The sequence below is a fragment of the Ruminococcus sp. 5_1_39BFAA genome (assembly GCF_964240875.1).
GTDB lineage: Bacteria > Bacillota > Clostridia > Lachnospirales > Lachnospiraceae > Blautia_A.
The window spans coordinates 149,120-173,660 of the sequence record NZ_CAXSVO010000006.1; the positions used below are offsets into that span (position 1 = coordinate 149,120).

12 protein-coding genes are annotated in these 24,541 nt (G+C 48.9%); all 12 read right to left on the minus strand.

What is annotated here, in order from left to right; genetic code table 11:
* Nucleotides 1-16: 16 nt before the first annotated feature.
* The 12 genes from ACESZH_RS09580 to ACESZH_RS09635 all read right to left on the minus strand — a co-directional run bounded on the left by ACESZH_RS09580 (nt 17) and on the right by ACESZH_RS09635 (nt 24,434).
* On the minus strand, nt 17-1,798 hold the full coding sequence (locus ACESZH_RS09580; RefSeq protein ID WP_373214528.1) for a glycoside hydrolase family 43 protein: 1,782 nt from the start codon (nt 1,796-1,798) through the stop codon (nt 17-19).
* A 1-nt stretch (nt 1,799) separates the two neighbouring features.
* Nucleotides 1,800-3,086, minus strand: a complete 1,287-nt coding sequence (locus ACESZH_RS09585; RefSeq protein WP_373214527.1) for a glycoside hydrolase family 5 protein — start codon at nt 3,084-3,086, stop codon at nt 1,800-1,802.
* Between the two features lie 80 nt (nt 3,087-3,166).
* A complete protein-coding gene (locus tag ACESZH_RS09590) occupies nt 3,167-4,225 on the minus strand; it encodes a hypothetical protein (protein ID WP_373214525.1) in 1,059 nt (352 codons plus the stop codon).
* Between the two features lie 68 nt (nt 4,226-4,293).
* On the minus strand, nt 4,294-4,680 hold the full coding sequence (locus tag ACESZH_RS09595) for a hypothetical protein (RefSeq protein WP_373214523.1): 387 nt from the start codon (nt 4,678-4,680) through the stop codon (nt 4,294-4,296).
* A 19-nt stretch (nt 4,681-4,699) separates the two neighbouring features.
* A complete protein-coding gene (locus tag ACESZH_RS09600) occupies nt 4,700-7,807 on the minus strand; it encodes a glycoside hydrolase family 3 C-terminal domain-containing protein (RefSeq protein ID WP_373214520.1) in 3,108 nt (1,035 codons plus the stop codon).
* A gap of 218 nt (nt 7,808-8,025) precedes the next feature.
* Nucleotides 8,026-9,087 (minus strand): alpha/beta hydrolase fold domain-containing protein, encoded by a 1,062-nt coding sequence (locus ACESZH_RS09605; RefSeq protein WP_373214518.1) that lies wholly within the window; start codon nt 9,085-9,087, stop codon nt 8,026-8,028.
* Between the two features lie 18 nt (nt 9,088-9,105).
* The gene (locus ACESZH_RS09610) at nt 9,106-11,487 is read right to left on the minus strand and encodes a glycoside hydrolase family 2 TIM barrel-domain containing protein (RefSeq protein WP_373214516.1); all 2,382 of its coding nucleotides are present in this window, start codon (nt 11,485-11,487) and stop codon (nt 9,106-9,108) included.
* Between the two features lie 106 nt (nt 11,488-11,593).
* Nucleotides 11,594-15,160 (minus strand): family 78 glycoside hydrolase catalytic domain, encoded by a 3,567-nt coding sequence (locus ACESZH_RS09615; RefSeq protein WP_373214514.1) that lies wholly within the window; start codon nt 15,158-15,160, stop codon nt 11,594-11,596.
* A gap of 15 nt (nt 15,161-15,175) precedes the next feature.
* A complete protein-coding gene (locus ACESZH_RS09620; protein WP_373214511.1) occupies nt 15,176-17,605 on the minus strand; it encodes a glycoside hydrolase family 2 TIM barrel-domain containing protein in 2,430 nt (809 codons plus the stop codon).
* 191 nt (nt 17,606-17,796) lie between these two features.
* Nucleotides 17,797-19,377 (minus strand): sugar hydrolase, encoded by a 1,581-nt coding sequence (locus tag ACESZH_RS09625; protein WP_373214509.1) that lies wholly within the window; start codon nt 19,375-19,377, stop codon nt 17,797-17,799.
* A gap of 283 nt (nt 19,378-19,660) precedes the next feature.
* On the minus strand, nt 19,661-23,389 hold the full coding sequence (locus tag ACESZH_RS09630; protein WP_373214507.1) for a glycoside hydrolase family 3 C-terminal domain-containing protein: 3,729 nt from the start codon (nt 23,387-23,389) through the stop codon (nt 19,661-19,663).
* Between the two features lie 22 nt (nt 23,390-23,411).
* Nucleotides 23,412-24,434: a DUF5597 domain-containing protein gene (locus tag ACESZH_RS09635; protein ID WP_373214505.1), complete on the minus strand. Its 1,023-nt coding sequence runs from the start codon at nt 24,432-24,434 to the stop codon at nt 23,412-23,414.
* Nucleotides 24,435-24,541 lie beyond the last annotated feature (107 nt).

A 24,541-nucleotide genomic window follows, 5' to 3' on the forward strand; every position in this document is an offset into this window, starting at 1 on the left:
CCATGGACACCAAAAGTCATTTCCATTTCCCAGCCCAGGAAATCGTCAATTTGTCATTCTTAAATTCCACCGGAAGCCAGACGTATCTGGAATCTGCCAGATCTGTCTGATCCCATCGGTCGCCGTAATAGATCCACTGCCCTTCCTCTGAGCGGAAAATACTGGTGCTCTGCGTATCAAAGGTAACGGAAGCGCCCTTACCTTCACAGGGATTTCCGTCGTTTTTCCATTCTCCGAAAATCTCGTCCGCGGACCACACCCGAGCCTGATTCGACATCCATCCGGTGGTACTGGAAGACATGAGATAATACCGTCCGTTCTCTCCTTTTGTGAGAACCGGAGCCTCCCGCATGGTTCCCGGAAACAGCCGGATGAAATCCTCTTGATAGACCGCCGTCTCCGGCTCTGACGAAAGTCCCGTATAATCCTCATTCAGCTTTGAAATATACAGGGTTTTGTTATTCTCACTGGTATAAACAACGTAAGCTGTCCCATCATCATCCTGGAACAGGTTCATATCACGCGCCTCTCCCTTTGAAGCCGGGAAACAATCGATCTGTCCTTCCGGGCACTGGCTGAGACGATATCTTCCAAGGAACCGAAATGGTCCGAAGGGCGAATCACTGACTGCAACGCCTGCCATTCCCACATCGTATTTATAACTGTTTTTCTCTGTGCTGTCATCGCTGTGAAACCAGAGCACATAGCTGTCGGTCTTTTTATTGTACAGCATTTTCGGACGCTCCATCACCGTATTTTTATTGATGCAGAGAAGCACATCCCCAAGCTGTTCTTCTGTGTAATCCCCGTAAAGCTCTGCAAAATACGGATCTGTCGCAAGCTCCTCCATAGATTCCACAGATCTTAACACATCCCCTTCGCAGGTCCAACTGTGCAGATCCTCCGATGAATAGACGGCAAAACAATTCCCAAAATGACCGCTGCTTTTATTTTCACCGATCCATACATATTTTTCCTTCTTTCCGCCGTTTCCGTTGGGAACCGGCATCCGCTGGATCTGCCCGCCGTGTGCCTGGATAACATTTCCTTCCGTATCCAACCATCTGGCCCCGGGAAGAAATTCCTCAGTATCTCCACTCATCTCCTTTTCACTGTTATCATAAAGAAAATCAGGCCCTTTCCCAAGCACGTAAAACACACGGGCTACACGGTACGGATTCCCCATAAGGACTGCCAGAATGATCAGAACCAACACCGCCGCTGCCCGGCTTCCCCACTTCCTAATCGGATTTACGATGGGGACTTTCTCATCCTCACCGCTTTGAAGCTCCGGCTTCTCCACACCAAATGCTGCTCCTTTTTCCCGTGCTCTCAGCGCAGCCAGAAGCAAAAGCATTGCCCCGTAGGGAATGAGCATAGGACTTGATATCCCGCAAAACAGCCCAAAACACGCTCCCATAAAGGAAATCCACAGGGCAGATTCCCGGAGCATCCCCCGCCTTTTTCCTTGTCTTTTTGCCAGACAGAATGATACAAGCTCCAGCGCCGTACCTGCCAGAAACGTAAGCTTCACCCAGAGATCAAGCCAGTCGTCCCCAACCGCATAAATATAAACTGCCGGAAAAGAAAACGCCATTCCTGCCAGAAAGAGAATATCCTCGATCCGCTGAAAAAACATGCCCCTCCCTGTCTTCCAACGCACAATATATCCAATCCCCCTGCCAAGTCCGCATAAACCAAAATTTGCCGCCATAAACATCATGGTAAAAGACGGGCTGATATTTGTTTCATACAAAGCTATGGCAAACAAGATAGCCTCCAAAACCAAAATAACCATCTTAATTCTCCCCGAACCGAGCCTCATACACCTGGTGTACCAATGTCGTCCTTGCATTCTCTGTTGCCGTATTTTCATACGCCTGTTTTATTTCTTCGAAGGATGCTGTGGACAGATCCACCGGCTCCGCATCCAGCTCATAAAGCCCCCAGTTCGTATGGGCGCCTGTAACTCCCCTGTAGGAATAAGCATTTGTCTTATAAGCCCACGAAGCATAAGACCAGCCCAGTGAATCAAAATAATCCATGCTCTCGTTCCAGTCCACTTCACTGTCCCAGGCATTCCATTCTCCCACAAATACAGGCATGTTGCTTCCCATAAAATTGTGGAGCGCATTGTAAAACATCAGACACGTTTTCTGGGAGAAAGAAGTATTGTTATAAATATGGTATTCCAGGCAGACGTTTTCCCAGTTATAATTTTTCACACGGCTTCCGTGGATCGGGAAGGTAAAATACTCAATGAAGATCATATGGTTCGGATCCACCTCACGCACGGCCTGATACAGCTCATCATAAAAATCCGTTGTGACCTTTCCGCCGTATTTTCCGGCCTCACGCCTTGCTTCATTGAGTAGGTCATAGCCTGCAACCACCTTTCTGTCCCTGTAACGCTCTGCAATGGTCTTCCAAAGCTGAACCGTCATGCGGCGGTTCTCCTCATTGCCGAACAGGTCAAACTGTGCGTCATCCCCGGAATGGAAATCCTGGTTCTGGGAGCCAATTGCACCGTGCAGGTCCAAAACGGCGTACAATCCGTATTTTTCGCACATCTCCAACGCAAAGTCCAGATACCGGAAGGCATCCTCCCTCAATGTCTCCCCGTCCGTAGTGAGATTCATCCAGGTAAAATTGATCCGCACCGTATTAAGACCCACAGACGCGATCTCAGCGAAATCCTCCTCTGTGATATATGTGCTCATATAGAGATCATACAGCTCCTGAATCTGCTCCTCTGTAAGATTCGGGTTTGCTCTCATGGCATCCTCAGCCCGCTTCTGCGTGTAGATGCCAGTGTCAAAATCCCCCACATTCACCACGCTCATATAGCATTCCTGGACAAACCAGTTCCCCAGATTCACACCCTTAAGAGTGAGAATATTTCCATCCCCGTCATACAGGTTGCTTCCCACAGCCTGCACGAAGCCTGTTGGATTTTCTGTTTTTTCCGGTCTGTCAGGATCAGGATTTTTCATGCACAGGTAAAAAAATGCCCCGAAACATATGAGCAGTATCCCGACCACTATACACAGAGCCGTCAGGATGTGCCTTACGGTAGTTTTTTTCATAAATCGCTCCTCTTTTAATTTTTAAAAGGGCGCTCCGTTCCCGGAACGCCCCCTAAAGATACTCTCTGATAAAATTGCTCTTATTTCTCGATCGGAAGCCAGATGTTCTGCTCCTGAGCCTTCTCAATAATGATAGGTGTATCTGTTTCCATGAAGCCTGTCTTGTCCTCTACGATCTTCCATCCATCGCCGTCTTTTTCTGCTACTGCCTTCTGGTCGTCGCCAAAGAAGTTGCAGAGGATTTCCATTTTAGACTCATCCTCCAGAGAAGAAATGGTAACTACCATCTCTGCGCCGATGTCTTCGATCGTGTAATCGATGGCTGTATATTTGTCATACTCCTTGTTTGGCTCAAATTCCGGCTCTACTGGAAGCTCGCCGTCTGCGGCTGCCTCTCCCTCTGCTGCATCGTCTGCGGCTGCAGCTTCTGCCGTCTCATCTGTAGGCAGCCAGATGTTCTGCTCCTGAGCTTTTGCGATGATAAGCGGTGTGTCTGTTTCCATGAATCCAGTCTTGTCCTCAATTACCTTCCATTCATCGCCGTCTTTTTCTGCTACTGCCTTCTGGTCGTCGCCAAAGAAGTTGCAAAGGATTTCCATTTTGGACTCATCCTCCAGAGAAGAAATTGTTACAACCATCTCTGCTCCAATGTCCTCGATCGTATAATCGATTGCTGTATACTTGTCATAGTCATCTCTGTTTGGCTCAAATTCTGGCTCTACCGGAAGCTTAACCTTTTCCTTTTCATCTGCTGCTTTGTCGTCTGCTGCAGGAGCTTCCTCGCCCATCTTTGCCCACTCGCCCTCTTTCAGAGCTTTCTCGATGATAATAGGTGTATCTGTCTCCATGAATCCGGTCTTATCCTCTACAACCTTCCAGCCGTCGCCGTCTTTTTCTGCCACTGCGTGCTGGTCATCACCATAGAAGTTGCACTGGATATCCATCTTGGAATCATCCTCCATAGCGGATACGGTTACTACCATTTCTGCTCCGATATCCTCGATCGTGTAGTCGATCGCACACCATTTTTCATAATCTGCATTCGGCTCGAACTCTGGTTCCGGAGCTGCGAATGCAGTTGTGCCCATAGCACATGTCATTGCTGCTGCTAAAAGAATCGCTGCTGTTGATTTTTTCATGGTTTTTTCTCCTTTTCCTTATACTTTTGAACTGCCCCCGGCAGTTGTATACTTATTATGGTTTCGTCTTACGCTTCTTTTGCCATCGGCATAAAAGAGGCAATGATATTCAGGAGCATCGCAACTACTGCGATCACACAGAATACGATGAATCCCTGAATGGTGTCCATTCCGTCTAGACCTGCGATCACATAACCGATCTGGTTTACCATCAGATTTGCACTCCAGACAGCCGCACTTGCCATCAATGCTGCATTTACTACCGGAACGAGGTTTACCAGTGCGGTTTTTCCGGCCAGTACAAATGCCAGTACTCCAAGTACGATAGCCGCTGCCAAAAGAATGTACACTTCGTTCATTTTATACATCACGGAGCCGTAAAGAACTGCTCCCACGATTGCGAGAACTGCTGCTGCAATTGTCAGGTAAAACCCGCCAGCTTTTTTCTTATTCATTCTTCAACACCTCCTATGATTACGCCCGTGCGCTCTTTGCTTTTTTTGCCTTGAGAAGACCGATCACTGCAAAGAGTACCGTCAGTGCGCCAAATGCGATTTCTGCGCCAAGGATCGCGTTCTGCCACCAGGTAGATATATACTGGATCTCTGTTGTAGAGCTGATACCGTTCATCGCGTTGCACTGTGCCAACTGATATACCCAGAATTTCAAGTTATACTTCATCATTTCCTGGAAGCTTTGATCCTTCTCGATCGCGCTCTTGGAAGCTGCCATGGTGCCGATCTCGGCTGTATCGTATGCGGAAGAGGTCAGACAGTTTCCACCTCCTCCTGCGGTGATGTCTCTCCAGTTCATGTAGTCCGCACCGTTGATCATATCGGTGTTGAACCATCCCAGGTAACCCCACTCATCTCTGGCGATACCCACCAGCATTGGCTTGTAAGCTCCTGCGTAGGAAGTACCGGCACGGTTAAATGCGGTCATAACACCTGCTGCATTGTTCAGGGACATTTCCATCTGGAAGCTTCTCAGCTCGTTCTCACGTGCTGCCTGCTCTGTCATAAATGTAGAAATACCGGAGCGGTTGGATTCCTGATGGTTAAATGCAAAGTGTTTCGGCTCTGCCTGGGTTCCCTTTGTTTTCAGTCCGGCGCAGGCTGCGTTTCCGCAAAGTGCAGAGAGCATGGAATCTTCGGAATAATACTCGTGGTTACGTGCACAGTAAACAGTTCTGTGAAGGTTGGAGCCTGGTGCGAACAGAGAGCTTTCATTTGCCCAAAGTCCGTCTTCTCCAAGAAGCTCGCCCTCTCTCTCGATCAGATCAAGGTTAAAGGTTGCAGCTACCATCGGCTCTGTCGGCATAAGTGCCATACGCCAGGTTGCTCTCTCATCGCTCTCTTCGGTGTAGTAGTCTTCACCGGAAAGGTCCTCAGACCATCTTACAAAGTAACCGCCAACCTGGTCGCCTGTATATCCCAGAGGACCATCGTTTGCATATGTTCTCGGAAGCTGAATGGAATCAACGTTCTCTACGTCATCTCCACCTTTTTCGATAAACTGGATTGCTTCGTCAAGTGTGAACTGGTCAAGAAGCTGATCCCACATCGGATCATCGAAGTCCAGAACACCCGTGAAATTGCCTTCCTCGTCAAAGGTCATCATATCTACGATCTTCAAGCCGCTGTCAACGCCCCATGTCACACCGCCGCTTTCGCCGGAGTTCTCTGTAAGCTCGTACAGATTATCTGTCAGACCAACCATCATGGCTTCTGTAGGTGTGATAGCCTCTACAGGCTCCCAGCCCTTTGTCCAGTCGCTTCTTGTGGTGTACTCTACTGTGTTCTCGATCAGCTTATTGATATCCATATCCTGCAGTCTATTCTCAACATTTACAGAATAGGTTTCAATATCTGTGGCTTCGTTCTTCCATACAATAGCATTATCCGGGTTGATCACCTCATCCTCTGTTGTGGAGACAAGGTTCTCATCGCTGCCGTTCTTGTTTGCAAGCACGTTATTTAGTGCCTCGTGAGCGCCGTTGCCGATTGCAAAGTAGTAATCGCCCTCATCCAGAACCCATGCACCTGCTGTGCCGTTTTCTTTTTCTGCGTTCTCATCGTAGCTTGCGATATAAGCCGGATCAAACTCAATCGTTACTTCCTCGGATGCGCCTGGCTCCAGAATGCTTGTCTTTGCAAAGCCAACTAACTGGATCGCGGATTTCTCAACGCCGCCCTCTGTATACGGGGACTGCACATAAAGCTGTACCACGTCTTTACCGGCAACATCACCTGTATTGGTAACGGTTGCTTTTGCTACGCCTGTTCCGCCAATCTCTACCTCTACAGAATCCAGTTTCTGCTCGAAGGTTGTATAGGAAATACCGTAGCCGAACGGATAAGATACCTCGTTTTCATATACCCATTCTTTTCCATCGGTAGCACCTTCTGCTGCGTCAGCATTGCCCTGCCCCAAAACGGAATCTTCATAACGGGTCTCATAGTATTTATAGCCTGTGTAGATGCCCTCAGACTCTACTACATACCAGTCGCCCTTGTTTGTCTCAGTAAGCTTTTCCACACCGTCGGATGCAGAGCCGTCCTGGGAATTGTTGGTGTACATATATACACCAAAGTTCACCATAGCCGGTGCAGATGCGGAATTTACTGCATATGTATCAGAGATATGACCGGATGGGTTCACATCACCAGCCAGCACATCAGCCACGCCAAGGAAGCCGTTTGCGCCAGGCTCTCCTGCCCATACGATCGCGCCGATCTCATCATCCTTTTTCAGCTCATCGATCTCAACCGGGTTGTTGGCATTGATCATGACAATGACCTTTGTGCTGTGCTCCTTTGCCAGCTCGATCATGTCTTTTTCATTATCTGAGAGAGCCAGCGGACGTTCATAGCTATCATTCTCTCCTGCGCTCATATCCGGATTGTAATCTGCCGCCTCGGAGCTGTCACGTGAGATCACAACTACTGCTACTGTATCATCCGCAGATTTCAGAATATTCTCAGAATACTGATCTGCCGGAAGCTCGCCTACATTGTACGCTGCCGGATTCTCATACATAGTACCGAAGGATGGCTGCAGAGAATGTCCGTTCTTTCTGCCATAATCCTCGGTTTTTGCCATGTACAGCTTGATCATTTCCTTATTGAGCTCAAAGCCTTTTTCCTGGAATGCAGTTTCAATATCATACTGAACCTGTCCATTCTCCGAATCAACAGATACGGAGGATCCGATCATACCGCCCAGTGTAGGATTATGTGAATTCAGACCCCATAAGGTAACCTTATCGGAGCTGGAATCCAGCGGAAGTGTATTGTCCAGGTTCTTAAAAAGAACAGTACCCTCTTCTGCGATTTCCTCTGCCAGTGCATTCTTTGCATCGATCAGCTCAGTCAGGCTGGAAAATTCAGATTTAAAATATGTGGAATCTGTATCTTCCTCTCCTGTATCAACTGCCTTGTAGTTGGATGTTCCCAGACGGGTATTGATAAATGCTGCATTTGCGTTCGCGATAGATGACGCGCCGAACATGATGGCAAAAAGGCTGGCTGAAACAGATGTCAGACCACGCCACACGCCTGAGGACCTCTTCTTGTCACTCATAAAATCCCTCCCTTGTTTTCTTCCCTGCGTAATCATTGTTCACAAACTTACGCCTGATTTCATGGTCAAATCATATCACATTTTTTCTTCCAAACAATTTGACCTACGCAAACTGTAAATTTTTCAACGCAAGATGCAGTGATTTTTTGTGCATTTTACTGTGGTTTGAAATAATAGACAAATTTTCATTGTATAATTTGTGCAAAAATCCCAGTTTTTTATCTTCCGAAGATCTTATCCAGATATTCTTTAATCTCAAACAGGCTTTCGTCACTGTAAAACATGTCCGCCGCATGCCCCAGATTGCGGAAAAGCTTAAACTGGACTTTATCCTCTCCAACCGTTTCTGCCATCGTCTCCTGCAAATCACGGGACTGGTACCATGGTACGGTAATGTCGGCATCTCCGTGCCAGATCACCATATGCTTATCGCTGTTCTGATCCAGATTCTTTTCAATAAAATAGAAGGGGGATGTCTGATCTAATTCTTCCGGTGTACACTGGTCCAGTTCCTTGCGCAGCCAAAATCCTTCCATAGAAGTGTATTCCTCTGCATCATATTCCTTCAGTCCCTGTTCCAGCCACATATTCGCCACAGATCTTATAAGCTTCGGGATACCCAACTGGCCAAACTGCTCTTCCATGGTTCCAAACTGTTCACAACCATAAAAATTTACGATCACATCCACATCCGCGGACACTGGCTCCGCCAGCTCATCCTCGCCGATGAATTTCACTCCGTGGAAATCCTCGTCTGTAGTTACACCTGCCATGGTGCAGAGATAGCCTCCCGCGGATTCGCCCCACACGGCTACCCGGTCCGCATCATATCTGTATTTGTCTGCATTTGCTTTCAAAAAGCGGATGGCTGCCTTTACATCCTCCACTGCTCCCGGGAACGGCTCCTCCTGCGCCAGACGGTAGTTGACCGATGCACAGGCGTATCCCTGATTCCGGAAATAGCGGTACATGAACTGTGCCTGGCGGGTCTGGGAATCACCGAACATAAATCCACCGCCGTGGATCAGCACAAACAGCGGCATTTTTTCCCCGCTGTCCGGCACGTAAAGATCCAGATAGTCACTTTCCGAAACATCACTGTACTGCAGCTTTTCATAGGACATTCCTCCGCTCCAGTCCTGAGAATCATCCAGCTTTATCTTTTTCGCCGTTAGGTTATGCCATACAACTCTGGTAAGCTCATGATTCACACCCAGAAACAAGGCGATTGCCGCTATAAGTACCCCTGCAATGACCAGCGCTTTTTTCTTTCTTGTCATTTTTTATCCTCCTGCGGCTCAGTCTTCTACCTTTACCGTCACATCTGCGCTGCCAAAGGGACTCTCTCCGTGGAGGATCACATCACCGGAGCCATCCGGCTTCACCACTGCCAATGCCTCCCCGAAATAAGTGTCTGTACTGTCCGTCAGATAGCTGTCCTCGTAATACGGGCAGGCGCTGCCAAGCCCCAGAAGTGTGCCGCCCTGCACAGAAACCTTTATATTTCCTCTGGCAAGAGGCTTCACCTCGCCTTTTTCGTCCGTATATTTCAAGCGCACAAATACCAGATCCCCGTCTTTTTTTACCACAGTCTGTTCAGGCTCTGCTGTCAAAACCGTTTCCTCTCCTGCTGTCACGAAAACCTTCTCCGCGATTTCCTGACCCTGCTCGTCATATGCCACTGCCTTCAGCTCCCCGTCATGGTATACGGTGCGGAAGCTTGTCCTGCAGTCTCCGTTCAGCTTCTTTGTGCCCACACACTCTCCGTTTACAAACAGCTTCACACTGGCAGCTCTGGCATAGACCTCCACTCTTGCCTCCTTGCCCTCACAGCCGTTCCAGGACCAGGTTTCCATGGCATTGGACATCTTCCAGGACGAAGGGGAATGGCTGTCCTTCGTATGATTTACCGGGACCACGCCCATGCCGATCTGATCAATGCCGAACGCCACACGGGTGTAAGCCATTTCCGCCAGCTCTTTTCCTGTCAGATCGATTCTTCCTGATCCTGCAGCCACCCAGCCGCAGCCGCCGTCAAAGCGGGGCGCATAGTCCTTATATTCCCAGGAACCGATCCCCACCTCGCCCAGATAGTCCATACCTGCCCAGACAAAGTCGCCGATAATGCGCGGCTCATCCTTTGCAAGCTCTGTAAATTTATAAGCATCCGCGCAGAAGGTCTCGCTGCCCAGAATAATACGCTTCGGATATTTCTTCAGGTCATGGCGGTAACGTCTGATACCGTAGTTATAGCCTGCCACATCCATCTTTGCGTAGGCATCCCTCGTTTTTACATCACAGGGGTAGAGGGTGGCTCCCATCTTCATGAACTCAGCGCCGAAGATACCGGCCACTGTGTTGTAGAATTCACTTCCCACAGCCTTTTTCTTTGTTGCATCCTCTGCCGCCTGGTCTGCCTTTTTGTCACTGTACACGCCAAAGCCCATGGAACTGAGGAAGTTAAAGAAAATGTTCACGCCGCAGCTCACAGGTCTGGTGGAATCCAGCTCATGAAGGCGTTTTGTAAGCGCCTCCGTAAAAGCGATTCCCTTTTTCTGAGCAGTCTCGGAAACCTCATTTCCGGTGGAATACATAATAACAGAAGGATGGTTGTAATCCTTGTCCACCAGGTCCCTCAGATCCTTCTTGTAATTTGTCAGGATCTCATCTGCATAGTCATATTTTGTCTTGTGGATATACCAGCCGTCAATGTACTCGTCCATCACCAGCATACCCAGGCGGTCGCAGGCATCCAGCAAAGCCTTGGAGCATGGATTGTGTGCGGAACGGATGGCATTGTAGCCGGCTTTTTTCAGAATGCGGATCTTGCGCTCTTCCGCAAAATCGTAAGCACAAGCCCCCAGGATTCCATTGTCATGATGGATGCAGGCGCCGTTTAAGATGACGCGGCTGCCGTTTATGCAGAAGCCTTTTTTCGGTGTGCACTCCACCATACGGATGCCGAAGATCACCTCCTGCACATCCTCGCCGAAGGTCACCTTGCAGGTGTACAGCTTTGGATTCTCCGTGCTCCACAGTTCTGCATTGGGAAGGGAGATTTCTGTCACGTATTTTTTATTTTCATCGGTCTGTCCCTCTGCGCATGCCAGAACAGCTCCCTGATCCAGAATTTCCACCAGAATCTTGTCCTGGTCCGTAGCTTCCATTTCCACTCGGATCTTCGGATTTTTATAATCCACTGTTGTGACCCTGATCCGGTCTACCTTGATGTGCTTTTTCGGTGCAAGGTACATCCATACAGGACGGTATATCCCTGTTCCGGAATACCAGCGGCTGTTTGGCTGGTCGTGGTTGATCACTTCCACACGGATCGTATTTTCCCCATCCATATTCAGACGGGAAGTTGCATCCACATAAAATCCTGTATAACCGTAGGAATGATAGGCTGCCTTCTCACCGTTCAGGTAGACCGTAGCCTTCCTGTAAACGCCTTCAAATTCCAGGAATATCTTCTGACCCTTTGCCTCTGCCGGAACCGTAAAGGTCTTTTCATAGGTATAATCCTTTGCGTCATACCAGCCGTTTGTCACACCGGAAGGACAGTTTTCCTTCCGCTCATCTAAAAGCATAGCATCGTGGGGCAGGGTGACGGGAAACATATTCTCCCTCTCACCCGTCCGATAACAAAACCATCCGTCATTAAACTGTAATTTCTCCATGATTCGCCCTCCAATTTTTTAAAAACAGGCAGCCGCCACACTGTCCGAAGAAGCATGACCGCTGCCTTACAGCCCGGCTGTATTGAAAGCCGGACTTTCCCTGCAATTACGCGGTTGTTACGGTAATGGCTCCATCAGCCACCTCAAAGTGATAAGTTCCTGCCAAAAGCTCTATCTGCTGAGTCTGAATACCGTTATGCTCTGCAGCGCCAGTTACCGTTACGCCGTCACAAGCCGTCACGTCGCCCTCTGCAGGCAGATATAATGTAGCACTGGTATTTGCCGGAACCGTCACATCATAGGAAGTCATAACTCCGTCAGCCGCTGTCCAGCCGCTTGCGATGGTTCCGTACACGCTGTCATAGGTTCCCTTCGCTTCTGTAAAGGTTCCTCCCACGGTAGGCTGCAGGATAAAGTGCTGGTAGCCCGGCTGCTCCTTGTCTGCCATGATCCCCAACTGGTATCCCATCATCCACTCTCCAACTGCACCGAAGGAATAGTGGTTAAAGGAATTCATGGAATTATTTCCGCCAAAGGCCTTGTCCTCTGTGTAGGAATTCCAGCGCTCCCAGATGCTGGTGGCCCCCTGTGTTACCGGGTACAGCCAGGAAGCGTAATCGGTAGCTTCAAACAATTTGTAAGCCGTGTCGTTCATGCCGTTATCAGAAAGTGCATTCAGAAGATTTCCGGTAGCATTAAAGCCTGTGGTAAGGGTATACGGGACAATGGCATTGCCTTCCGTATCCTCTCCCGTAGCCTCTGCTATGGAAGCCTCATAGTTTGCCAGCGCCTTTTCCATGTTCTCCTCGCTGATCACGCCGAAACGCAGCGGTGTCGCATAGGATGCCTGTGTATCCTGAATCTCACCTTTGGCATTTCTTGTCTTGCCAGTCTCCGGATCGATAAACATTTCGTTCCATGCCTCTTTTGCGATGGCTGATGTCTCACGATAGCCCTCTGCCCTGTCCGTATCGCCCATGATATCTGCAATCTCTGCTGCCTGGTTCAAACAATTGATATAAAGAGCATTTCCAAGTAGTGTGCTGTCTGTCACTTTTCTTGCAAGATGATCTGCCAGCATTCCCACTTCCCCGGTCAGTCTCGGCTCCTCAAGCTTTTCATCATCCGCATTTTTATAGCTCAGCGGTGTGGATACCAGAGTATCTACATACGCATAAATATTGTCTTTGTTTTCTTCCAGTATCTCTTTTCTTCCTGTCTGCATATACAAGTTATAAGGAATGGTCACAACAAGAGAATTCCAGGTAATTCCAAAGCTCTGCCCCTTGTGCTCGATCGTCTCATCCTCCGGCGCGTACTGGATAAATGCCGGAGTAAACTGTGCGGACATTCCGGTTTCGCCACAATCTGCACGTACACTGTCCATCCAAACATCCAGGAAATTATAGGTATCCGCCACATAAGATCCGGTCAATGCAAAAATCTGCGCATCTCCAGTCCAACCCATACGCTCATTTCTCTGCGGACAGTCCGTAGGAATGGAGATATAATTGCTGGTAGTGGAATTTACAATATTCCTGTAAAGCTGGTTGGTAAGCTCATTGGAGGATTCATAGGTTCCGGCTGCATCCAGAGAAGAAAGCACCTGCATCCGGATACATTCTGCCGGAAGCTCTGCTCCCAGTCCGCTGATCTCAATATAACGGTAACCGTGGAAGGTAAGATCCGGGGCAAAAACATTCTCGCCCTCCTTCATGGTATAAAAATCCGTCACCAAAGCTGCACGGTAATTTTCCACCATAAGGGTTCCATCGATTCCTTTGGATGTATATTCCTCCATCTCCGGATAAAGAATTTCTGCAAAGCGCACGGTCATGGTTTCACCCGGTTTTGCATATTCCTCCGGAATGGTGATCACCGGAACACCGGACACGTTCTCTCCCATATCATAAATATAGGCATCAGAGCCTTCCTTTGTCTCACCCAGCGCTTCCACCACCTCGTTGGTGCGGATCACATGTACCGGGGTATCGGTTCTTGTCACAAGCTCTGCATTTGTAAACTGCTTTCTTGTCTCCACCACAGAGGCTTCGCTCCATGCGGAAGCATCGAAGCCAGCGTTCGTCCAGCCCTCTACCGCTGCTTCCTTTGTGGCATCGTATTTTTCACCCTGGAAGAAGGAGGCCAGGCGCACCGGACCGTCATTGTAATAGCTCCAGGATTCATCTGTGATCACCGTATCGCTGGTTCCGTCCTCATAATCGATCACCAGCTTTGCCATAACCGCTGGCTGGTCACCAAAGTAATTATAGTTTGCCACCTCAAAGGTCATCTGGCCTGTCCACCAGCCTTCACCCAGGACTGCGCCCATTGCGTTGCCGCCCTCCTGGATCATGTCGGTCACATCATAAGTGTTATAAGCCAGGTAAGCATCGTACTCCTCGCAGCCCGGATTAAACCACTCCTCCGGTGCCACCTCCTGACCGTTCATATAGAAATTATAAATACCCTCTGCCGTGAGATACAGTCTGGCGGATTCCACTCCCGCCTTTGCCTCAAACTCTTTGCGGACCATCGGCGCCGCACTGTAGGTAGGATCTGCATATCCCAGCACGCCAGTCTCGCCGCCGTCCACTGTGATCACATTTCCTTCCACTGTCACGCCGTCCATGCCCTCAAAGATCCCATATGTCGCTCCGGTGCTCTCACCGAAAAGCTCGCCCTGGGCAAATCTTCCCGTATTCGTAACCTTATAATCCATAAAGGAAGCCGTTTCCCCTGCTTTTGCGGCAAAGCCGATGGAATTCAGATTCGGGAAAGAATTATAGCTGCTGCTGTCACCCAGCGTATTTACTGCAAATTTATCACCCACAGACTCGCCGTCCACGCTGATGACAATCGTGCTGCCACTCACGTTTATGTCAATCTGATGAGCCTCATTTTTGTTTGCGGAGGTGATCAGCTCATTCAGTCCCTCATTTTCCTCAATGGTAAATACAGGTGTGTCTGCGGAATCCTCTGCCGTATATCCCATACGGTAAGCGTTGATTTTTGCACCGCTTCCCTCCACATCAGAGATATCCAGCTCAATCCTCACATAGTTTTCACCTGCCATGGCTTCTGTATTAAATACTGCATTTTTTAGTCTGAAATCGTCAGCTCCCAGAACAAAGGATGCGCTGCTGCTTCCCTCCGGAATCTGCACGGATGCAGAAATATTAAAAGCACACTGGGAGGCCGCATCTAGCTGAAGGTCCGGCGCACCGATCATCTGTGCTCCGTCCCAGGACTCCTTTGTGGTGTCCATAAAAGCAGTCTCGAAGGTGGCAGGCTCAGATTCCATGGTATTGCCCTCGTTATCTGTGACCGTCACTTTCCAGGAATAAGCAGTTGCCGGCTTTAATTCCTCACCCTCATATTTGATCTCATTGGAAACGCTGCTCTCCACCACACCGGAATCCCATACCGTGGCACCTGTCTCATCCGTCACCACGATCTGATAGGATTTCTGTGCAGCTCCAATGGCTGCTGACTGCATCTGCCAGGAAAAAGCAGGCTCCGCCTCATCCATACCCAGCGGGTTTACCATTCCCTCTGTTTTCAGATTCACGACAGCAGGTCCCGCTGCCTCCTCTGCAAATACACCGGCTGGAACTGAGGTCACCGCCACTGCCAGTCCCAAAAGCATGGCCAGAACTTTTTTCTTATTCATAAATAGCTTCTCCTTTCATTCCTTCACCGGAATCTCTGCAATATGTTCTCCGCTCTCATCTTTTACCGTAACCTTTACGGTTCCGGTTTTTCCTGCACGTACAATTGCCATTGCTTCTCCGTAATAGGTGACCGTATGGTCGTCCGTATAATTGCCCTCCACATAAGCATTGGCGCTTCCCATTCCTGCCAGGGTTCCGTTTTCCACCTTTACGGACAGTCTGTGCTTTTCCATCGGCTTCCAGATACCGTCCTCGTCCGTATACTGCAGCGGAATAAATACCAGGCCCTCCGGCTTCGCAAAATCCGTCTCCGGTTTTACCTGAAGAACCGTCTCGGTTCCCGCGGTGCGCATGGTCTGCCGTCCTATGGCCTTTCCCTGGGCATCGTAGGATACCGCGGTGATCTCACCGTCCTCATAAGTAACCTGGAAAACAATACGGCAGTTCTTTTTCGGCATTGCCTTTTTGCCCACGCTCTTTCCGTTCACGAACAATTCCACAAAAGCAGCTCTCGCATATACCTCCACTGTTGCGGGCATTCCTGTACATCCTCTCCAGGACCAGCTCTCCAGGGCCTTGGTAAGCTGCCAGCCTGTGATGCGCAGCTTTTCCTTCTGGTACACAGGCATCACGGCCATAAACGGTCCTTTTTCCCGGTCAAATGCCACCCGGGTATAGGCGGCCTCCGCGCGGGGCTTGCCCAGAAGGTCGATCCTGCCGTTTCCGCCTGTCATACGGGTGGCTGGCTTTTCTCCTTTAAAATTATAATCACTGAATTCCGCGCAGCCCTCGCCTACCTCTCCGATATAGTCCATGCCAGCCCAGACAAAATCTCCGATGATCCGCGGATGTTTTTTCGCGATCTCATAGAAAGCGTAAGCATCCTTGCAGAAAGTCTCGCTTCCCAGGATCAGACGGTTAGGATATTTTTTCAGATCGTGCCTGTAACGGTAAATGCCGTAGTTGTAGCCTGCCACATCCATGTTGGCAAAGGCATCCCTGGTCTTTACATCACAGGGATAAAGCGTAGCGCCGCACTTCATAAAGCGGTCGCCCATCATACAGGCAAGGGTATTGTAAAATTCACTTCCAACAGGCTTTTTCTTCTTTCCTTCTTTTTCCTTTGCAGCCTTTTTTGCAGCCGCCTCCGCTGCCTTCTTCGCCGCATCTGCATTTTTCTTGGCTTTGTCGTCGCTGTAAACGCCAAGTCCCACAGAGCTTAAGAAGTTAAAGAAGATATTGATGCCGCAGGTTACCGGTCGTGTTCCGTCCAGCTCATTGATGTAATCGGTCATCTTTCCTGTCAGCTCAATTCCCTTTTTCTGGGCAGTCTCCGATACTTCGTTTCCGGTGGAATACATGATCACGCAGGGATGGTTGTAGTCCTTTTCCACCATGTCCTTTAAATCCTGCTGCCACCACTCTGTCATATAATTGGCGTAATCGTGTTCTGTTTTATGTATGTACCACACATCCACGTATTCATCCATCATCAGCATACCCAGACGGTCACAGGCATCCAGGATTGCCTTGGAGCAGGGATAGTGGGAGGAACGAAGTGCGTTATAACCGTTTTCCTTCAGGATCCGCACCTTGCGCTCCTCAGCCTCAGGGAAAGCGCAGGCTCCCAAAAGGCCGTTGTCATGGTGGATGCAGGCGCCGCGCAAAATTACATGTTTTCCGTTGATCGCCATGCCCACCTTTGGGTTATATTCCAGAAGCCGGATTCCGAAGGTTTCTTCACTTACGTCCTCTCCGTATACTGCTCTGCAAGTGTACAGATTCGGATGTGCGCAGCTCCAGAGCTTTGCATCCGGCACTTCCAGCTTGAATACAGCCGTATTTTCTTTTGTCTGTGCCTCTCCGGAAACAACCACCTGTTCTCCATCGCAGATTTCTATCTTTACCGGACCTTCCCCTGTGGTCTTTACTGTTACTTCGATCACTGCAGGCTTAAAGCTCAGTGTACGGATCCGCACGCCATTGACGGGAATATGTTTTTCATCCCCCACCCAGAGAAATACCGGGCGGTAAATTCCGGTTCCCGGATACCAGCGGCTGTTGGGCTGGTCTGTATTTTTTGCAATGACCCGAACCTCGTTTTCTTCTCCAATCTTTGCAAATCCTTCAAGGTCTACATAGAAATTGGTGTAACCATAGGGACGGAAGGCTGCTTTTTTGTCATTAATATAAACCTCCGCATCGTGATACACGCTTTCAAATTCCAGAATGGCATTCTTTCCCTCATATTCTTTGGGCAGTACAAATTTCTTTTTGTACTCATAATCTCCACCGATATACCAGCCGATGTTTCCCTCACCCTGGCTCTCCTCGTTACGCGGCTCTGAGATCATAGCGTCATGTGGCAGTGTCACCGCATATTCACCCTCATCCCTGGTGAGACATCTGCACGTCCAGTCCCGGTTAAAATCCACTTTTTTCATAATCCGCCTCCTTGCTTTCTACCGGATATTCACACCTGTAAAAATGTATGAAAGCATCCTCTTTTTCCAGATTTTTGTTACAAACTCCCATACTTGCTAACGCCAGTCTAACTCATTCTGGTTATTTTGTGTAGAAGTCAGCGCAAAACGGCGGTTTTTCTACGTAAATTGTACAAAGGGCTGACAGTTTACTATTTCTCTGTAATATAAAATTTTCTCAGAAAATAGGTCGGCGTGCAGCTCCATGCGTGACAAAAGCTGTTGATTGCCACGGAACCGTATGGGGATTCATATTTATTATAGGGATTGTATAACTCCCAGAAGGTGTCCGCGCCATCGCGGATCATCTCGCCCCAGTAGCGCTTCATCTCGTCCAGCGCACGTTCCTTTTCATCGGAACGGATCAGCGCATCAATGTAGTGGTGGTACATATATGGAGTGACCATTCGGATTCTGGGGTTCACCTCAATAGTGTGAAGGATCAGTTCACGGTTCTTTTCTTTATCAAATACTCTTGCAAGGATCATCCAAACCTGGGTCGCCCAGGATACCTGATGGTTTTCGCCGCTGACAAACAAATGCTGGTCCTCATCCCAGAAATGCTCTACTGCGGAGCGTTTCAGCACTGTCATTTTTTCAGCCAGCCATTCGATCGTCTTTTTATCCTCCATATATTCCGCAAGGCGGATTCCGTATCTCATGGAATAGATCAGGATCGCAAGAGATGCAGCCTGGGTGTTCAGTCCCTCGCCCCAGTCCACAAAGCACCAGAACTGGCCGCTTCTGTCCGGTATGATCCCCTCATCATTGAGATATGTCAGCCCGATCTCAATCTGGCGAATTGCCACCGGATATAAATCCTCCAGCGTTTTCCGGTCCTTTGTCGCCCTGTAATAGTCCAAAAGCACGGAGCCGTACAGCAGAGCATAGTCAAATAAATAGGTATCGTCCGGCTCGATCTCCGGCTCCAGGAACAGGCAGGCAGGGATTTTTCCTTCATTAAACGTCAGGCCGCCGAATAAATAGAGGCAGCGCTTTACCATATCCACATTGTGAAAGGTCTTGTAATTTGCTCTTGCCTGCAAACGGAAATCCCCAAGCCACATTCTCCGGTCACGCTTTGGCCCGTCCTCAAACACAAGCTGCATACAGTTTTTCAGGGTGCGGATGCTGACCTGGTCGATCTGGTTCAGGATTTCATCCTCTGTGGAAATTGCCTGGACATGCTCATCGCTGACAGCCGAAACGGCTTTTCCCGTAACGCTGTTGATCACCAGGGAAAATTTCAGAGAAACGTCCAGCACCTTGATCTCCATGTAGCGGAACGCATACCGTCTCGGCAGCTCAAGCTTTGCCGGAAGCACATCCACATGAATATATTCCTCCTGGATCCACCCCTTACTGATCCAGCCGTTATATGCCGCGATATCGGTGGTCAGCTCATCCAGTCTCTCCGCGAATTTCAGATAAATATATGCCGGAGCATCCTGGTGGCTGCCCGCAGATGCAAGGTCAAGAGTAACGTACCCCACATGGTGGCTTCCAAAATCCAGGATCACCTTGTCATCCTTTTTTAAGCGCTTGTCCTTCAGCGCTTCCGGCACCTCCTCAGCTACCACCTCCGGTTCCGGGTGTTCCCCCTGCTCCAATGTCAAAAGCCGAACCGGGGCGATGCGAGTTTCGTGCAGCTCCGGCTTCAATTCCTCTGCAATGCGCAGAAATTCTTCGTTCTTATGTACCTCAAATTCATCAAGAATGCAAACAGATGCCATGATTTTTACCTCCCAATATAACAGTGATTCGTTGCTGCCCACTCCGTGACCGGCAACACATGTAATGATTCTTATGCTTTAACTATATTATAGCCCCCTGCCACTGTCAAACACCGTTGGCGGTCAAAAAACAGCGGTTTACGATGAGTAACCCTGTGACGTAAAAAGCGGAGAGCCTGATGCTCTCCGCCCCTGCATAAATGCAACGTATATTTTCGGCTAATATGTATTATGATTACATAATAGCCGAAATATACATTTGGATTACTATAAACTCCAACCTCTATCCCTTATAAAACTTCTTCAGAAAATATATGGGTGTACAGCTCCACGCATGGCAGTAGCTGTTTATACAGTCCGAACCATAGGGACTTTCCTTCTCATTCTCCGGATTATACAATTCCCAGAATGTATCTGCTCCGGCCCGGATCATTCCTCCCCAATAGTCTTTCACATGCTGCAGCGCTTTTTCTGTCTCCCCCGAAAGGATCAGGCTCATAACATAGAAATGGTGCATATACGGAGTAACCATTGCAGCCTGACCGTTCTCTGCTCTTTCCAGAAGCTCCGCTGCCCCTTTGCCGCCTACAACGCCTGCCAGGATCATCCAGACCTGGCTTGCCATGGATACCTGCCTTTGAGGACCGCTTACAAATGCCCGCAATTCCTCATCCCAAAACTTCTCCATTGCTGCTTTCTTTAAGCGTGCTTCCATTTCTCCATATTGTTTCTCCGCTGTTTTATCCTGAAGCATCCGACAGATCTGCTGCGCATACTGCAGGGCATAGATCAGAATTCCCTGCATGGAGCACTGCTTATCCAAGCCTGCGCTCCAGTCTACAAAGCAGTAGTATTTTCCCCGGGAACCATCCACACCTTCCTCGCAGATAACGCCCTTTTCATCTACATATTTCATCGCAAGGGAAATCTGGGCAAGCGCAGCAGGAGCAAGCTCCTCCAATGTTTCCCTGTCATCGGTCTGGCGATAATACTCTGCGAGAATGGGCAGGAAAAACAAGGCATAATCCAGGAGAAACGCATCATCCCTGTGAGGCTGCGGCTTTTCAAAAACGCATGCAGGCAGCATCCCGTCATCTCCAGCCATTCCTGCAAATAAATACAGGCACCGCTTCACAAGCTTATGATTCCCAAAGGTCTCATAGTTAGCCAATGCCTGGAGCATCAGATCTCCCATCCATAAACGCCTGTCCCGTTTCGGTCCATCCTCGAAAACAGTCTGCATACAGTTCATAAGTGTCCTGACCGATACCTCTCCAATCTGATCCAGCAGCGGATCTCCAGTCTCTAAATGTCCTGCCGTCTCCTCTTTTACGGATGATACGGTGCGCCTCTGCACATCCTCCAAAGCGATCCTAAATTTCTGCGAAGTATCCAGAACCGTTATCACTGCATAGCGGAAGGAATATCTTCTTTCCAATTCTATCACTTTCGGCGTATCGTCTATATGAATCCATTCCTCCTGCAGCCATCCTTTGCTGATCCAGCCATTATAACCGGAGGTGTCCTCCTGAATCTCTTTTTCAATCTCACAGAATTTTATGTGAAGAAATACCGGCGCATCCTGCGGGCTTCCCACGCTTCGGATACGGAACCGGAAATATGCCGGATGGTTATGTCCGAAATCAAAAATTATCTTGTCGCCCTTTCCATAGGTATCCCGGCAGCTTCGGCACGCTGCCGGATTTTCCTCTGTATAAAAAAGCTTCGGGATAAGCTGATCTGCTTTTTGGAGCCGGTTAATTTCCAGCAGTATTTTGTCAATATCCTCATTTCTCAGCGTTTTATCTGTGCGCTTCAAAGTTTCAAATGTCATAAGAGAGCCCATGGAAATAGCTTTCAGGGGATCATCATCCTTTGTCATTTGCAGGAATCCAAGGGAAACCGGATGATCTGCAAATGCTTTCTCCAGCTTTTCATACATTCCCTTTATTTGAATCATATCTCCAATGGTGCTATCCTCACTTATTTTGCAAAAGCATTCCTCCATCTCCACCTTTTCCCGCAGGCGGATATCCTGAACGGAGCTTCCGATATGCAGCTCATAGCTGCCGTTCTCGTTTTCCCACCTTTCGTTTTCCACGCTATAATGCTGAAATGCCTTCTCATCCAGGCGAATGCAGACTTCCTTTTCTTCTCCGGCTGCCAGACTAACCTTCTCAAATCCTACAAGCTTTTTGGGGCTTGGACTCTCCTTTCCGGATCTTTTCTGTACATAAACCTGAACGGTTTCTTTTCCGTCTCTGCCTCCGGTGTTTTTTACCGTCAGCCTGACAAGACGCGACTGTACATCAATCATTCCGCCATGCAAAGGCTTTCTGTATTCATATTGCGTATAGGAGAGGCCATGACCAAAGGGAAACGCCACATCTCTGCCCACCGCATCATAATATTTATAGCCCACAAAACGTCCTTCCCCATACACCACACGCTTTTTATCTCCCGGAAAATACAGGTAGGACGGGTTATCTTCCAGCCGAAGCGGAAAGGTTTCCGCAAGCTTCCCTGATGGATTTACTTCCCCGAAGAGAATCCTTGCTGCTGCCGAAGCGCCCGCTTCCCCGCCAAGATAACATTCCAGGATTGCCGGAATCTGATCTCTCCATGGCATTTCGATCACAGAACCATTTGCCAGAGCTGCTGCCACTGTCACTTTTTGCTCCGCCAGCTCCAAAAGGAGCTGATTCTGTTCCTCCGGAATCTTAAGAGAATCCCGGTCGTACCCTTCCGATTCAATCAGATCAGGAATCCCGGCAAATACCACCACCTTGTCAAAATCCCCGGCTTTTCTTAATACCTCACGCCTTAATGCCTCGTTTTCCTCTTTGTTTCCTCCCTGACGGTAACCCGGCAGAAATTCCACATACTTCCCAAGCTTTTTCATTTCCTCTAACGGTATTTCCAGCTTCCATGGATTGACATGGGAGCTTCCGCCGCCCTGGAATCTTGGATGGACGGCAAGCTCTCCCACCACCAGGATCCGTTCCTCCGTCTTCAGCGGCAAAACCTCTCCCTCATTTTTCAGAAGGATCATACTTTCCTCTGCCAACTCCCGTGCGAATTTATGGTGTTCTTCCCGGTCGTACTGAAAATCCTTTTTTCTGCAGCGTGCCGCATCCAATGCAAAAGCAATATTGCGGATCACTGCTGCATCCAACTCTTCTTCCGTAAGTCTGCCATTTCCAATCAGCTCCTCGATACGATCCGCGATGCGTTCACCGTCCTCTCCCGGCATCTGTAGAGTCAGCCCGTGACGGATTCCCTTTTCCAGATCATGAGCTGCATAACAATCCGTCACCACTACGCCCTGATAGCCCCATTCTTTTCGCAGAATATCCAAAAGCTCTCCATTGCTGGCGCAATGCTCCCCATTGACCTGATTATAGGCAGCCATCACCATTTTAGGCTTTCCCTCTTTCACAGGCTTTTCAAAAGCTGTCAAATACACCTCGTGAAGCGTTTCCTGGTCAATTTCCGCGCAGATGTTCATCCTGCGTGTCTCCTGATTGTTCGCTGCAAAATGCTTTAGGCAGGCTCCCACGCCTTCCTTCTGGATCCCCTTAATAAATTCCGATGCCAATTCTCCTGTCAGGCAGGGATCTTCCGAATAATATTCAAAATTTCTGCCCCCTAATGGACTTCTCTTGATATTCACTGCTGGCGCCAGCATAGTATCCACGCCCTCCTGCTGCGCCTCTTTTCCCATATGCTCACCCAGCTTGAAAAGAAGCTGACGGTTCCAGGAGCTGGCATAGGTACTTGGAGACGGATAACAGGTGCTTGGTCTTGTATTATAAATATCCTCGTCAAAATAATCCTTCAGCCGCCGGATCCCGGCAGGCCCGTCAGCCAGAAGAAATTTTTCCAGTTTCTCATGGTTTTTATGGATATCCGTTGTCTCCCACACAATCTGCGACAACAGCTTCGCCTTATCTCTCAGGGATAAAGTACCTGCAATCTCTCTGGCAGTCTCATAAATCTCATCCTTAAACATATTTCTTATTTCTCCTAAAAGTCTACTCATCCCAGTTTATATCCCGGTTTAACACCACCCGGATCACCTGTCCCGGATGAACGTAAAGCTGATAGTTTGCCTCGTCGCCATTTCTCTTATACTCACAGACCCATTTGTCCCCTTCAAAATGCCCTTCCTCTATGGAAAGAAAATTGAGCTGGCTTGCCAGCGCGGAGGTGAGATGTGCATACGGAATCCCGTCCGTGATCTCCGGTCTGCGGATAAAAGAAAGACATACCCCAACACCTGACACATAAAACTCACCGGATCCGCAGTCCACGATCAGACACCGCCCTCTCGCTGTGAGCAGATCTGCATTTTCCGGCGCGGACACATTTACACGGGAGCCGAAATAGTGCTGAGGCTTGGGATCAACGCTTAAAAACCGGGCTGTGATATGATAATCCGGCGTTTTTACATACTGCCAGGAAGAAAATTCCGCCTGTGTCACAGCGTGAACCCTTCCTGTCCCCCTGTACTTTACCAGAAGGGGTGCCAACGAAGAAAGTATTCTCATAGACGCTGCCGTATGCTCTGCCTCGGGAAGCAGCTTTCCTTCCCAGATTCCGCTCTCCGCTCCAAAGCAGCAGATCCCCACCGCATCATAATCCGCCGCTGCGATCAGCATATTCATGGCTGGTCCGATCCCGCCATTTAGGGATTCCGGAATAAAAAGCGGATTGTCCTCCCTGGCATATAATTCACATGCTTTTCTGTAATCCCGCTCTGCCGGAAGATATATGTCCGGTCCGAATAATGTGACTCCCGTTGCCGTCCGTTTCCAGATATCCAGCATACGGGCCACAGGCCCTCCGGAAATGTAGCATAAGGCCGGTTCTTCATACTCATTCACTTCAATGGATACATTCATGATATATGGAATATCAAACCGTTTCTTTCCCTCTTCCACCATTTCCTGTATATAGCAGGCATGCTTCCATGCAGTAAAGGCTTCGTTGGCGTGTCTGCCAAACAACAACTTCCAGGTGGGATGCTCCATACTTTCCCCGGGCAGCTCTGTCACTCCGCTGTCCTCGATCCTTACATCCCTTATTGTAGTGCTATACTAAAGTTGTAACAGAAGTGGCTAATAAGATATAATTAAAATTGCAAAGGAAAGAGGTACTTATT

What these genes read in the sequence shown, in the direction of transcription:
- ACESZH_RS09600 (WP_373214520.1), bottom strand. Translation starts at nt 7,807, where the DNA reads ATGAGTGACAAGAAGAGGTCCTCAGGCGTGTGGCGTGGTCTGACATCT.
- ACESZH_RS09610 (WP_373214516.1), bottom strand. Translation starts at nt 11,487, where the DNA reads ATGGAGAAATTACAGTTTAATGACGGATGGTTTTGTTATCGGACGGGT.
- ACESZH_RS09595 (WP_373214523.1), bottom strand. Translation starts at nt 4,680, where the DNA reads ATGAATAAGAAAAAAGCTGGCGGGTTTTACCTGACAATTGCAGCAGCA.
- ACESZH_RS09585 (WP_373214527.1), bottom strand. Translation starts at nt 3,086, where the DNA reads ATGAAAAAAACTACCGTAAGGCACATCCTGACGGCTCTGTGTATAGTG.
- ACESZH_RS09630 (WP_373214507.1), bottom strand. Translation starts at nt 23,389, where the DNA reads ATGTTTAAGGATGAGATTTATGAGACTGCCAGAGAGATTGCAGGTACT.
- ACESZH_RS09620 (WP_373214511.1), bottom strand. Translation starts at nt 17,605, where the DNA reads ATGAAAAAAGTGGATTTTAACCGGGACTGGACGTGCAGATGTCTCACC.
- ACESZH_RS09615 (WP_373214514.1), bottom strand. Translation starts at nt 15,160, where the DNA reads ATGAATAAGAAAAAAGTTCTGGCCATGCTTTTGGGACTGGCAGTGGCG.
- ACESZH_RS09580 (WP_373214528.1), bottom strand. Translation starts at nt 1,798, where the DNA reads ATGGTTATTTTGGTTTTGGAGGCTATCTTGTTTGCCATAGCTTTGTAT.
- ACESZH_RS09625 (WP_373214509.1), bottom strand. Translation starts at nt 19,377, where the DNA reads ATGGCATCTGTTTGCATTCTTGATGAATTTGAGGTACATAAGAACGAA.
- ACESZH_RS09590 (WP_373214525.1), bottom strand. Translation starts at nt 4,225, where the DNA reads ATGAAAAAATCAACAGCAGCGATTCTTTTAGCAGCAGCAATGACATGT.
- ACESZH_RS09605 (WP_373214518.1), bottom strand. Translation starts at nt 9,087, where the DNA reads ATGACAAGAAAGAAAAAAGCGCTGGTCATTGCAGGGGTACTTATAGCG.